Annotated in this window: 9 protein-coding genes; all 9 read left to right on the forward strand. The window is 72.2% G+C overall.

Features of this window, described 5'->3' with window-relative positions; translation table 11 throughout:
• Positions 1-35 precede the first annotated feature (35 nt).
• The 9 genes from PHA84_RS07055 to PHA84_RS07095 all read left to right on the forward strand — a co-directional run bounded on the left by PHA84_RS07055 (position 36) and on the right by PHA84_RS07095 (position 13701).
• The gene (locus tag PHA84_RS07055; RefSeq protein WP_270887391.1) at positions 36-5615 is read left to right on the forward strand and encodes an ATP-binding protein; all 5580 of its coding nucleotides are present in this window, start codon (positions 36-38) and stop codon (positions 5613-5615) included.
• An 80-nt stretch (positions 5616-5695) separates the two neighbouring features.
• Complete coding sequence (locus tag PHA84_RS07060) at positions 5696-5971, forward strand: hypothetical protein (RefSeq protein ID WP_270887392.1); 276 nt, start codon at positions 5696-5698, stop codon at positions 5969-5971.
• Complete coding sequence (locus PHA84_RS07065) at positions 5968-6564, forward strand: nucleotidyltransferase family protein (RefSeq protein ID WP_270887393.1); 597 nt, start codon at positions 5968-5970, stop codon at positions 6562-6564. The genes PHA84_RS07060 and PHA84_RS07065 overlap by 4 nt, the downstream gene beginning before the upstream one ends.
• 68 nt (positions 6565-6632) lie before the next feature.
• Complete coding sequence (locus tag PHA84_RS07070) at positions 6633-7526, forward strand: AAA family ATPase (protein ID WP_270887394.1); 894 nt, start codon at positions 6633-6635, stop codon at positions 7524-7526.
• Positions 7523-8638, forward strand: coding sequence for a vWA domain-containing protein (locus PHA84_RS07075; RefSeq protein ID WP_270887395.1), 1116 nt, complete (start codon positions 7523-7525; stop codon positions 8636-8638). The genes PHA84_RS07070 and PHA84_RS07075 overlap by 4 nt, the downstream gene beginning before the upstream one ends.
• Positions 8631-9818 (forward strand): XdhC family protein, encoded by a 1188-nt coding sequence (locus PHA84_RS07080; protein ID WP_270887396.1) that lies wholly within the window; start codon positions 8631-8633, stop codon positions 9816-9818. Before PHA84_RS07075 ends, PHA84_RS07080 begins: the two co-directional genes overlap by 8 nt.
• A gap of 27 nt (positions 9819-9845) precedes the next feature.
• Entirely contained in the window at positions 9846-10364 is a 519-nt protein-coding gene (locus PHA84_RS07085) for a (2Fe-2S)-binding protein (protein ID WP_270887397.1), read from the forward strand.
• Positions 10361-12850: a xanthine dehydrogenase family protein molybdopterin-binding subunit gene (locus PHA84_RS07090; protein WP_270887398.1), complete on the forward strand. Its 2490-nt coding sequence runs from the start codon at positions 10361-10363 to the stop codon at positions 12848-12850. Before PHA84_RS07085 ends, PHA84_RS07090 begins: the two co-directional genes overlap by 4 nt.
• A complete protein-coding gene (locus tag PHA84_RS07095) occupies positions 12847-13701 on the forward strand; it encodes an FAD binding domain-containing protein (RefSeq protein ID WP_270887399.1) in 855 nt (284 codons plus the stop codon). Before PHA84_RS07090 ends, PHA84_RS07095 begins: the two co-directional genes overlap by 4 nt.
• Positions 13702-13705: the final 4 nt, after the last annotated feature.

The following is a 13705-nucleotide window of genomic DNA, read 5'->3' on the forward strand; positions in this document are numbered from 1 at the left end:
ACCTCGTCGTCCGTCGTCGCTGGGAGGCCCACCCGATGTTCTCGCGCATCGCCATCGTCAACCGGGGCGAGGCCGCCATGAGGCTCATCCACGCGGTGCGCGACCTGAACGCCCAAGCCGGTCCAGGCGGCCACCGCATCGAGACCGTCGCGCTGCACACCGAGGGTGAGAAACGGGCGATGTTCGTCCGCGAGGCGGACCATGCCTACAACCTCGGCCCCGCCGCCAACCGGCCGTACCTCGACTACGCGGTCCTCGAGAGGGCGCTGCGCGAGACGCGAGCCGACGCTGCCTGGGTCGGCTGGGGCTTCGTTGCCGAGGATCCCGGCTTCGCCGAGGTCTGTGCGCGGATCGGGGTGACCTTCATCGGTCCGAGCCCGGAGGCCATGCGCAAGCTCGGCGACAAGATCGGGTCGAAGCTGATCGCCGAGGAGGTCGGTGTCCCGGTAGCGCCCTGGAGCGGTGGCGGAGTCGACACGCTCGAGGACGCCACCGCGGCGGCGGCGAAGATCGGGTACCCGCTCATGCTCAAGGCCACTGCCGGAGGTGGCGGCCGCGGGATCCGGATGGTCGCCTCCGACGCAGATCTCACCGAGGCCTACGAACGGACCCGTGACGAGGCCCAGCGGGCCTTCGGCTCCGGGGTGGTGTTTCTCGAGCGGCTCGTCACCGGCGCCCGTCACGTCGAGGTCCAGGTCATCGCGGACGGGCAGGGCACCGCGTGGGCCATCGGCGTCCGGGACTGCTCGGTCCAGCGACGCAACCAGAAGGTCATCGAGGAGTCGTCCTCCCCGGTGCTGAGCCCGCAGGAGGTCGCGGAGGTCAAGGCGAGTGCCGAGCGGCTGGCGGTGGCAGTGGGGTATGCCGGTGCCGGCACGGTGGAGTTCCTCTACCACCCGGGGGAGCGGTTCTTCGCCTTCCTCGAGGTCAACACCCGGCTGCAGGTCGAGCACCCCATCACCGAGTCGACCACGGACACCGACCTCGTCAAGCTCCAGCTGCACGTCGCCGCCGGGGGCCGTCTGGAGGGGGAGCGGCCCGCCGAGGTCGGCCACGCCGTCGAGGCGCGGCTCAACGCCGAGGACCCGGACCGCGACTTCGCGCCGTCGCCGGGCCGGATCGCCCTGCTGAACCTCCCGGCGGGCCCGGGGATCCGCGTGGACACCGGTGTGGGAGAAGGGGACTCGATCCCCGCGGACTTCGACTCGATGATCGCCAAGATCATCGCCGTTGGCCGCGACCGAGACGAGGCGCTGGCCCGGCTGAGGCGAGCCGTGGGCGAGACCACCGTGGTGATCGAGGGCGGCGCCACGAACAAGAGCTTCATCCTCGACCTGCTCGACCAGCCGGAGGTCGTCGACGGCTCGGCCGATACCGGCTGGATCGACCGCGTGCGCGCCCAGGGCCGGCTCGTCTCCCATCGTCACTCGGGCATCGCGCTCATCGCCGCGGGCATCGAGGCCTACGAGGACGAGGAGGGGCTGGAGCGGACCCGCCTGCTGGAGACCTCCCGAGGCGGCCGGCCGCAGGTCCAGCACCGGACCGGCCGGGCCATCGACCTCAAGCTGCGCGGTACGACGTACAAGGTCACCGTATGGCGCGTCGGACCGCACCGTTTCCGCGTCGCCGTGGCCGCCGGTGCCACCGAGCAGACCGTCGACGCCGACCTGGACAGGCTGGACGAGTACACCAGCCGGCTGACCGTGGGGGACCGCACCCACCGGCTCATCACCGCGACGCACGGGCCGGTCCAGCTGGTCGAGGTGGACGGCGTCACGCACCGGGTCAGCCGTGACGAGGGCGGGGTGCTGCGTTCGCCGGCACCGGCACTGGTCGTCGCCACGCCCGTGCCGGTGGGCTCCGAGGTGGCGGCCGGAGCCCCCGTACTGGTGCTGGAGTCGATGAAGATGGAGACCGTGCTGCCGGCGCCGTTCGCGGCACGCGTGAAGGAGCTGCTCGTCTCCGCCGGCAGCCAGGTGGAGACCGGGGCGCCGATGCTCCGCCTGGAGCCGGTCGGCGACGGCGACGAGGCTGCGGCCGCAACCACCGGCGAGCCGGTCGACCTCGACCTCCCCGTCGACCGGGCCGCCGAGGCAGGCCCCGCTCAGCAGGCCCAACGTGCACGGGCCGCCCTCTCCGCGATGCTGCTCGGGTACGACCTCGACCCCAGGGACGAGGGGAACACCCTGAGCACCTACCTGCGCGCCAGGGAGCAGCTGGTAGCCGAAGGCGTGCCCCAGGTGGGACCGGAGATCCCCGTTCTGGAGGTGTTCGCCGACTTCGCCGAGCTCAGCCGCAACCGTCCCGCCGGTGAGGAGGCGCACGTCGAGCATCGGGTCCACAGCCCGCGGGAGCACTTCCACACCTACCTGCAGAGCCTCGACGTCGAACGAGGTGCGCTTCCCGAGCAGTTCCGCACCAAGCTGGCGCGGGTCCTGCGGCATTACGGCATCGACGGCCTCGACCGCACTCCCGAGCTGGAGGAGGCCGTCTTCCGCGTCTTCCTGGCCCAGCAGCGAGCCGCCCCCGAGGTACTCATGGCGACGGCGCTGCTCCAGCGGTGGATCGTCGAGCCGCGCCCGCAGCGGCCGCTGGATGCCGCGGCGCGCGAGGTGCTGGACCGCCTCGTCGTCGCAACCCAGCTCCGCTTCCCGGTGATCGGTGACCTGGCCCGAAGCGTGCGGTTCCGGTGGTTCGACCAGCCGCTCGTCGATGCCGACCGGGCCAGCGTCCTGGGCGGGGTCAGCCGCGAGCTGGCCGAGCTGGAGGCCATGCCGGAAGGTGCTGAGCGCGCGAGGCGCATCGACGCGCTGGCCGCGATCCCCGAACAGATCGTCCAGTTCCTGGCCGACCGGCTGGAGGGAGGGGTACCCCGGCACGAGCCCATGCTCGCCGTGCTGATCAAGCGGCACTATCGCGAGCACGAGCTGCTCGGCCTGCGGGAGCTCGTCACGCAGACGCGCCCGTACGCCGTGGCCGACTACACCCTGGACGGCCGGCCCACCCATCTCGTCACCACCGTCGGCACGGTCGCGGAGCTCGTGCCGGGCAGCGACCTGGTGGACGGTGTGGCAGCCCAGCTCGCCAAGCGCCGGCCCGGCGACGAGGCGGTGGTCGACCTGTACCTCTCCTGGCCCGACGAGCCGCAGACGCCGCAGGACAGCTCCGACCGGCTCGCCGAGCTGGTGGCCGACCTGCCCTTCGCCCAGGAGGTGCGCCGGATCGCGGTGGCCGCCTGTCCGGGAGGCGGCCGACCGGTGGGGTACTTCACCTTCCGGCCGCAGCCGGACGGGAGTATGAGCGAGGACCGCCTGGTGCGAGGGGTGCACCCCATGGTGGGGCGGCGCCTCAACCTGTGGCGACTGCGCGACTTCGACCTCACCCGCCTAGAGGCCCCGGAGGACGTCCTGCTCTACCAGTGCGTGGCGCCCGGCAACGACTCCGACCAGCGCCTGGTCGCCCTGGCGCAGGTACGCCAGCTCGCCGTGGTCCGCGACGAGACGGGCAGGGTCACCGCCCTGCCGCACGCCGAGCGCGCCATAGCCAACTGCCTCGAGGCCATCCGCCGGGCCAGGTCGGCGCGCGGTGCTGCCGGCGCTCGGCTCGACATGAACTACGTCTGGGTCCACATCTGGCCACCGGTGGAGGCGGACCTCGACCAGCTCACCGCGCTCCAGGACAGGATCGCCCCGCTCACCGCCGGGGCGGGGATCGAGGAGGTGCTCGTCCAGGGCCGGATCGCGACCGAGGACGGCGCGAGCGCTCCCCTGGCGGCGCGCTTCCACTTCCAGCCCGGCTCCGGCGTGGTCACCTCGGTGGAGCAGCCGCCGACCGACCGGCTGAAGCCGCTGGACGACTACGCCCAGAAGGTGGTCCGGGCCCGGCGACGCGGTGTGGTGTACCCGTACGAGCTGCAGGCCATGATCGCCGGCCACGGCGGCACAGCCGTCGAGTACGACCTCGACGACACGGGCCGGCTCGTGCCGGTCGACCGGCCGTACGGCCTCAACAAGGCGGGGATCATCGCGGGGGTCATCACGACCCCGACCGAGCGCTACCCGGAGGGGATGAAGCGCGTGCTGCTGTGCGGCGACCCGCTCAAGGCTCTGGGTGCGGTGTCCGAGGCGGAGTGCTCGCGCATCATCGCGGCCCTCGACCTCGCCGAGGAGCTGCGGGTGCCCGTGGAGTGGTTCGCACTCTCCGCCGGCGCGCGGATCTCCATGGACTCGGGCACCGAGAACATGGACTGGGTCGCGAGGGCGCTCAAGCGGATCGTGGACTTCACGCAGGCGGGCGGCGAGATCAACATCGTCGTGGCGGGCATCAACGTCGGCGCCCAGCCGTACTGGAACGCCGAGGCCACGATGCTCATGCACACCAAGGGAATCCTCGTGATGACCCCCGACAGTGCCATGGTCCTGACCGGGAAGCAGTCGCTCGACTTCTCCGGCGGCGTCTCGGCCGAGGACAACTTCGGCATCGGCGGGTACGACCGCGTCATGGGTCCCAACGGCCAGGCGCAGTACTGGGCGCCGGACCTCGCCGGCGCGCGGGACGTCCTCATGGCGCACTACGACCACACCTACGTGCATCCCGGCGAGCGGCGGCCCCGCCGCGCGCTGACGACGGACCCGGCCGACCGGGACGTTACCTCGTACCCGCACGAGCTGGCCGACTCCACGTTCACGACCGTCGGCGACATCTTCTCGCCCACGATGAACCCGGACCGCAAGAAGGCCTTCGACATCCGGACCCTCATGGTGGCCGTCGCCGACCGGGACCACCCCACCCTGGAGCGGTGGGCGGGGATGGCCGACGCCGAGACGGCCGTGGTCCAGGACGCCCACCTCGCGGGGATCCCGGTATGCCTGCTCGGCATCGAGTCCAAGAACGTCGCCCGCCGCGGGTTCCCTCCGACCGACGGCCCCGACACGTATACCGCGGGGACGCTGTTCCCCCGGTCGTCCAAGAAGGCGGCCCGCGCCATCAACGCCGCGAGCGGCAACCGTCCCCTCGTGGTCCTGGCCAACCTGTCGGGGTTCGACGGGTCCCCGGAGTCGATGCGCAACCTGCAGCTCGAGTATGGCGCGGAGATCGGCCGGGCCATCGTCAACTTCGCGGGGCCGATCGTCTTCTGTGTGGTGTCCCGGTACCACGGTGGTGCCTTCGTCGTCTTCTCCAAGGCGCTGAACCCACGCATGACGGTGCTGGCGGTCGAGGGCTCGTACGCCTCCGTCCTAGGCGGTGCCCCCGCGGCCGCGGTGGTGTTCTCCCGCGACGTCGACGCGCGCACCGCCGCCGACCGGAGGGTCACCCAGCTGGAGGGCGAGCTGGCCGGCGCCAAGGGGGTCCGGCGGGCAGAGCTCGCGACGATGCTCGCCCAGACCCGTACCGCCGTCAGGGCCGAGAAGCTGGGAGAGGTGGCCGCCGAGTTCGACAGCGTGCACAGCATCCACCGTGCCGTCACGGTCGGGTCCGTGGACGCCGTCATCAGGGCCGAGGAGCTCCGGCCCCGGATCGTCGCCGCGCTCGAAGCAGGTCTCGCCGATGACGACCCGGCGCAGGAGGGCCCAGCGCTGGACGACCCGTCGGGCGGCGCCGCGACGACCGCCTGACCCGCTGCAGGAGGTGACCGGGCGGCGTACCTGCTGTTGTGGCTAGATGGGACCGTGAGCTCGGCGATCAGGAGGCAACCATGAGCGAACAGGACCGGAACCTCGCCCAGATGGGCGACGACCAGTACCTGCGTCACCACCGGGCGCAGGAGCAGATCCAGCAGGCGATCCAGCAGGTCCTGCCGGGGGCCTCGGACCTCACCAAGGACGAGATCGTGGCGCGGCTCTCGGCCGCCCTGGCCGAGCGCGGAATCGGGCCCCAGCCACGCAACTGGCTCGACGCCGTGGCATCCGAGGCCCAGCGTGGCCGTCTCTACGTCGAGGAGGAAGGGCTGGGCCGACCCGCGCCCGAGTGACCGAAGGCCCGTCCCCGTCGGCCGTCCCGGTGGCAGGGCTGCTGCTGGCGGCGGGCGCCGGGCGCCGGATGGGCTCACCCAAGGCACTGCTGGCGGGACCCGACGGGCTCAGCTACGCCGCTCGCGGGATCCGGGTCCTGCGCGAAGCAGGGTGCCGCCCGGTCATCGTCGTCCTCGGCGCGAGCGCAGCGGAGGCCGCCGCCGCGACGACGGAGGCGGACCGCGTCGTGGTGGCGCACGAGTGGCGGTCCGGCCAGAGTGCCTCCCTACGGGCGGGCCTGGAGGCCGCGGCACAGAGCGATGCCGAGGCGGTGGTGGTGCTGCTCGTCGACCTGCCCGACGTCGGCGCCGACGTCGTACGGCGCGTCGCCCAGTCGGCCGTCGGGGCGCCCGCGGGGCTGGCCCGCGCGGCGTACCTCGGAGTGCCCGGCCACCCCGTGCTCCTGGGCCGGGAACACTGGCAGGGGGTCCTTGCGGCGGCGGAGGGCGACAGCGGCGCCCGGGACTACCTGGCCCGGCATCCGCACGAGCTGGTGGAGTGCGCCGACCTGGCCACCGGCAGGGACGTCGACACGCCCGCAGACCTTGCGTGACGGCCGCCTGGACGGTTCCTGGCGTCGACCCCTTTCGCCCGGCCTGCCTGGTAGGTGATGCTGAGCACATGCAGGCACGGGAGGCGTTCGCGTCGGCCGGGGAGCTGGCGGAACGCCTCAGGGGGACGGGCTACCTGGCGGACGACGCCCTCGCCACGGTCGCGTGGCTGGCCCTGCGCCTCGAGCGGCCGCTGCTCCTCGAAGGAGAGCCGGGCACGGGGAAGACGGCGCTCGCGGAGGCAGTGGCCCAGGCGCTGGACCTGCCGCTGGTCCGTCTGCAGTGCTACGAGGGGATCGACGCCACCCAGGCTCTCTACGACTGGGACTTTCCCCGTCAGATCCTCCACCTGCGTGCGGTCGAGGCGGTCGCGGCGCAGCGTACGACCGACGTCGCCGCGGTCGAGGACGAGCTGTTCGACGAGCGCTTCCTGCTGGCCCGCCCCGTTCTGCGGGCGCTGCGCGAGTCGCCGGCGGTCCTGCTCGTCGACGAGATCGACCGCGCCGACGACGAGTTCGAGGCGTTCCTGCTGGAGGTCCTCTCGACGTGGCAGGTGACCATCCCGGAGCTGGGCACCGTTTCCGCGGCGACCCCTCCGATCGTCGTCCTGACCTCCAACCGCACGCGCGAGCTGCACGACGCGCTCAAGCGCCGGTGCCTCTACCACTGGATCGACCACCCGGGGCTCGAACGCGAGCTGCAGATCGTGCGGACCAGGGCCCCGCACGTCTCGCACACCCTCGCCGAACAGGTGGTCACGGTGGTGCAGGGCCTGCGCACCGACCGCGAGCTGGTCAAGCCACCGGGCGTCGCCGAGACGCTGGACTGGGCGCGAGCTCTCCACGAGCTGGGCGCCCGCGACCTGGACCTTGAGACGGCAGCCGCAAGCCTCGGTGTGGCGGTCAAGTACCGCGAGGATGCCGAGCGGGTACGCGCGGCGCTGGACAGGCTGCTGGCCCGATGAGCACAGCCACCGCCCACGCCCCGGACGAGGTGCTTCTCGCCTTCGCCCGCGCTGTGCGTGCGGCGGGGGTTGCCGTCACGGCGGACCGTGAGCGCACTTACCTCGAGGCGGCGGCCCAGGTGGGGCTGGCCGAGGCACAGACCTACTGGGCGGGCCGGGCGACGCTGTGCGGCTCCCCGGCGGACCTCGAGCGCTACGACCAGGTGTACGCCGCCTGGTTCGGCCTCGACCGGGTGTCCCGCAGGTCGGCGCGTGACCGCGACCACCCGCTGACGCAGGCCTCCGTCGAGCCGGCCGGGACCGACGGGACCGGGCCCGTGGACGTGGAGGAGGACGAGACCGTTCGCGCGAGGGCCAGCGCCACCGAGGTGCTCCGTCATCGCGACCTCGCTTCGCTGAGCGCCGCCGAACGGGCCCGCCTGGCCACCCTCTTCGCGTCCCTGCGCCCGCGCGCGCCCCGCCGCGCCGCTGCCCGCAGGGCTCCTGCCCGCCGTGGCGCGGTGGACGCCCGCAGGACCTTGCGTGCCCAGCTGCGCCGGTTCGGGGAGCCGGCCCCGCTGCAATGGCGCCGCCGGGCGACGAGGCCGCGCCGGCTGGTGCTGCTCGTCGACGTCTCGGGCTCGATGAGCGGGTACGCCGACGCACTGCTCCGCCTCGCGCACGCCTACGCCGCCCAAGGCCTGCCGGTCGAGGTCTTCACCCTGGGCACCCGCCTGACGCACGTCACCCGGGCGCTGCGGCAGCGCGACCCCGAACGCGCACTCGTAGCCTGTGGAGCGGTCGTCCCGGACTGGTCGGGCGGCACCCGGCTCGCCCAGGGCCTGGGCGCGTTCCTGGACCGTTGGGGCCGGCGGGGCATGGCCAGAGGTGCGGTGGTCGTCGTCTTCAGCGACGGCTGGGAGCGCGAGGCTCCGCAGGCGCTGGGCGAGCAGATGCGCCGCCTGCGCGGGCTCGCCCATCGCGTGGTCTGGGTCAACCCGCACCGCGGCAAGCCCGGCTACCTGCCGGTGCAGCAGGGCATCGTCGCGGCCCTGCCGTACATCGACGACTTCCTCGCCGGCCACTCGATGGCCACCTTCGAGGAGCTCGTGGAGGTGGTGGCCCATGCGTGAGGTCCTGCCGGAGCTGCTCCGCTGGTGGCGGGCAGGTGCCACGGTCGGGGTCGCCACGGTCGTGGCGACCTGGCGCTCCGCGCCACGGCAGGCGGGCGCCGCCATGCTCGTCGGTCCGGCCGGAGAGGCGGTGGGCTCGGTCTCCGGGGGCTGTGTGGAGGGCGCGGTGTACGAGCTCGCGCAGTCCGTGGTGGCCGGGGGAGAACCGGTCCTGCAGCGCTTCGGGGTGAGCGACGACGACGCCTTCGCCGTCGGCCTGACGTGCGGAGGCCTGCTCGACGTCTTCGTCGAGGCGGTCAGCCGGGCCAGCTTCCCCGAGCTCGAGGACGTGGCCGCCGACGTCGAGGCGGGTCGCCCCGTCGCGCTCGCTACGGTGGTCGAGCACCCCGAGCCGGCCTGGCGTGGCCGGCGGCTCGTGGTCCGTGGGGAGTCCTCCCAGGTCCCGAGCACGGGCACCCTCGGCTCTGGCCGCGCAGACGACGCCGTGCTGGACGATGCCCGCGGGCTCCTGGCGTCGGGCCGCACCGAGACGTTGACGTACGGGCCCGACGGCGAGCGACGCGGCGAGGGGATGCGGGTGTTCGTCTCGTCCTTCGCGCCCCGGCCCAGGCTGCTCGTGTTCGGTGCCATCGACTTCGCAGCGGCCGTGGCCCAGGTGGGTCACTTCCTGGGCTACCGCGTCACCGTCTGCGACGCTCGCCCGGTCTTCGCGACGTCGAGCCGCTTCCCGTCGGCCGACGAGGTGGTCGTGCAGTGGCCCCACCGGTACCTCGAGGCGCAGCGGGAAGCCGGCCGGCTCGACGGGCGCACCGTGATCTGCGTGCTCACCCACGACCCGAAGTTCGACGTCCCGGTCCTCGAGGTCGCGCTGCGCCTTCCCGAGGTGGCGTACGTCGGGGCCATGGGCTCGCGACGTACCCATGACGACCGGATGGCGCGCCTGCGCGAGGCCGGGCTCACCGAACAGGAGCTTGGCCGGCTGTCCAGCCCCATCGGTCTGGACCTGGGAGCCCGCACCCCTCAGGAGACCGCCATCAGCATCGCTGCCGAGATCGTCGCCGCCCAGTGGGGCGGGCGCGGCGACCGGCTGGCGGAACGGGACGGGCCCATCCACCACCACGGTGGGCCCCTTGCGACTGCAGGAGAGACGGCAGGAAACCCACGAAGCGCGCACAGCTAAGGCGCTCTCGACACAAAGGAGTGTTGGATGACCCGCATCAGCGTGACGGTCGACGGCGTCGGCTACCAGGACGAGGTGGAGCCACGCCTGCTCCTCGTCCAGTACCTGCGCGAACAGCTGGGCAAGACGGGAACGGTCGTCGGATGCGACACGAGCAACTGCGGAGCCTGCACCGTGCACCTCGACGGGCACAGCGTGAAGTCGTGCACTGTGCTGGCCGTGCAGGCGGACGGCCACGACGTCACGACGATCGAGGGCATCGCCCGTGACGGGGAGCTCCACCCCATGCAGCAGGCGTTCCACGAGTGCCACGCGCTGCAGTGCGGCTACTGCACCCCCGGCATGATCATGCAGGCCATCGACGTCCTCAACGACAACCCGCACCCCTCCGAGGAGGAGATCCGGCTCGGGCTGGAGGGCAACCTCTGCCGCTGCACCGGGTATCACAACATCGTCAAGGCGGTGCAGCAGGTCGCCGGCGCGCAGGCGCCGGCCGAGGCCGCGGTCGCCATGCCGGCCACTGCAGGCGCCCAGGTGCAGGCATGACCGCCGTCGACGACCGGCCCCAGGCCGAGATCGGCAGCCCACGGCTGCGCAAGGAGGACCAGCGGCTGGTGACGGGCCGGACCCGGTGGACCGACAACCTCCAGCTACCCGGCATGCAGCACCTCGCGATGGTGCGCAGCCCGTTCGCCCACGCGCGGATCACCGGTCTGGACACCGCGGCGGCGAAGTCGGCCCCCGGCGTGATGGCCGTGCTGACCGGTGCCGACGTCAAGGACCTACAGGGCTCGATGGCCTGTGCCTGGCCGATCACCGAGGACCAGAAGGCGCCTGCGCACCCGGCCATCGCCGTCGACCGGGTGTCCTTCGCCGGTGAGATCGTCGCGGTGGTCGTGGCGCGGACGGCCGCCGCTGCCCGGGACGCCGCCGAGCTCGTCGACGTGGACTACGAGGAGCTGCCGGCCGCCCTCGACCTGAAGAGGGCCGCCGCGGACGAGGTCCTCGCCCACCCGGACCTGGGAACCAACAAGAGCGCCTTCTGGCAGTACGACTCGGCCGACGCAGGCACGGGCGGCGCTGTCGACGAGGCCATCGACAAGGCCAGGACCGACGGGATCGTCATCGAACGGGAGTACCGCCAGCAGCGGCTGATCCCCGCGTTCATGGAGCCGCGTTCGGTCGTGTGCGACCCCACCGGTGAGCAGCTCACCATCTGGTCGGCCACCCAGGTGCCGCACTTCGTCCGCATCTTCACCGCTCTGGTCCTCGGCATCCCCGAGAGCAAGATCCGCGTGATCGCGCCCGACGTGGGCGGCGGGTTCGGCGGCAAGCTGCAGCACACGCCAGAGGAGGTCGTCACTGTCCTGGCCGCACGGCATACCGGCAAGCCGTGCAAGTACACCGAGACCCGCAGCGAGTCCCTGGTCTCGGCCCACCACGGACGGCACCAGTGGCAGAGGCTCACCCTGGCCGCGACCAAGGACGGCACGGTCACCGGGCTCAAGGTGGACCTGCTGGCCGACATGGGCGCGTACCTCGGACTGGTCACCTCCGGGATCCCGATCCTCGGCGCCTTCATGTTCAACGCCATCTACAAGTTCCCCTCGTACCAGTTCAACTGCACCAACGTCTTCACGAACAAGACCTGGACGGACGCCTACCGCGGCGCGGGGCGCCCCGAGGCGACGTTCGCCATCGAGCGGCTCATGGACGAGCTGGCGGTGGAGGTCGGCGTCGACCCGCTGGAGATCCGCGAGAAGAACTGGATCAGGCACGAGGAGTTCCCGTTCACCACGGTGGCGGGCATGACGTACGACTCCGGGAACTACGAGGCCGCGACCGCGCGCGCCAAGGAGCTGTTCGGCTACGACGCGCTGCGCCGCGAGCAGCAGGAGCGACGCGACCGTCAGGACCCGGTCCAGCTCGGGATCGGGGTGTCCACCTTCACGGAGATGTGCGGGCTCGCGCCGTCGCGGGTGCTGGGCGCGCTGCGGTACGCGGCGGGTGGCTGGGAGCACGCCAGCATCCGGATGCTGCCCACCGGCAAGGTCGAGGTGGTGACCGGCACGTCACCGCACGGCCAGGGGCACGAGACGGTCTGGAGCCAGATCATCGCGGACCGGTTGGGAGTGCCGTTCGAGGACGTCGAGGTGCTGCACGGTGACACCCAGATCGCCAACCGCGGCCTGGACACCTATGGCTCACGCTCGCTGGTCGTCGGAGGTCAGGCCCTGGTGCTGGCGGCCGACAAGGTGATCGAGAAGGGACGCCCAGTGGCGGCGCACCTGCTCGAGGCGAGCGTGGCCGACATCGAGTTCGCGGACGGCCGGTTCTCGGTGAAGGGCACCGACAAGGGCAAGAGCATGGCGGAGGTGGTCTGGGAGGCGTTCACCTGCCACGACCTGCCGGACGGCATCGAGCCGACGCTCGACTCGGACGCAACGTACGACCCGGTCGACTTCTCCTTCCCGCACGGGACCCATCTGTGCGCGGCGGAGGTGGACACCGAGACGGGAGAGGTGAAGCTGCGCAGCTACGTGTCGGTCGACGACGTGGGCGTCATCATGAACCCGATGATCGTTGCCGGCCAGCTGCACGGCGGCATCGTCCAGGGCATCGCGCAGGCCCTGTGGGAGGAGGCCGTGTACGACGAGCACGGCACGCTGGTGTCCGGTTCCTTCGTCGACTACACCCTGCCGACGGCCGCGGACACCATCTCCTTCGTCAACGACCACACCGTCTCCCCGTCGACGACGAACGACCTCGGGGCCAAGGGCGTCGGTGAGGCCGGTGCCATCGCGTCCACGCCGGCGGTGGTCAACGCCATCGTCGACGCGCTGCGGCCGTGGGGCGTGCGCGACGTCCGGATGCCGTGCACCCCGGAGCGCGTCTGGCGTGCCATCCGGTCCGCCGGGGCCCGCGAGGCCGAGCCGACGACCGACAGTGCCCAGCCGCACTTCGATGCGGGGGCGCCCAACCAGGACGAGCCGGGTAGCGGCGCGACCGAACAGAACGGAGAGGTCCAGTGATCCCCGCACCGTTCGACTACGTGGCCCCCACCTCCCTCGCCGACGCCTTGGCGGCGCTGGCGGACTCCGGGGACGAGGTCAAGGTCCTCGCCGGCGGCCAGTCCCTGCTGCCGATCCTGCGGATGCGGCTCAACGCGCCGGACAGGGTCGTGGACCTCGGGCGCGTGGAGGAGCTCCGCGGGATCACGGAGGAGGGGGACAGCATCGTCATCGGAGCCATGACGACGTACGCCGAGCTGCTCGCCAGCGACGTCGTCCGGGAGCACGCGGGGCTGCTGACCAAGGCCGTCCAGGAGGTGGCGGACCCGCAGATCCGGCATCGGGGCACGGTGGGCGGAGCACTGGTCCATGCCGACCCTGCCGGGGACGTGGGCGCTCCCGTGCTGGCGCTCGAGGCGGAGCTGGTCATCACTGGACCGGCTGGGCAGCGCACCGTCCCGGCCACCGAGTTCTTCCAGGACCTGTTCGAGACGGCCGTGGGCGAGGGCGAGCTGCTGACCGCCATCAGGGTCCCGAGGCACACTGGCTGGGGCAGCCACTACGAGAAGTTCGTCCGCGTCGTGCACCAGTGGTCCATCGTCGCGGTCGGCGCAACCGTGCGCGTCGAGAACGGCCTCATCGCCGAAGCCCGCATCGGCCTCACCAACATGGGCTCCACACCGCTACGCGCCCGGGCGGTGGAGGACGCGCTGGTGGGCGGGCCGGCCACGCAGGACTCGGTACGCGAGGCATGCGCCGCGGCGGCGGAGGGGACCAACCCGCCTTCGGACCTCAACGGGGACAGCGACTACCGCCGTCATCTGGCGACGGTGCTGAGCAGGCGCGCGGTGCTCGCCGCCGCAGGGGTCTGAGCCG

This window comes from Pedococcus sp. 5OH_020 (genome assembly GCF_027812955.1).
Classification (GTDB): Bacteria; Actinomycetota; Actinomycetes; order Actinomycetales; family Dermatophilaceae; genus Pedococcus.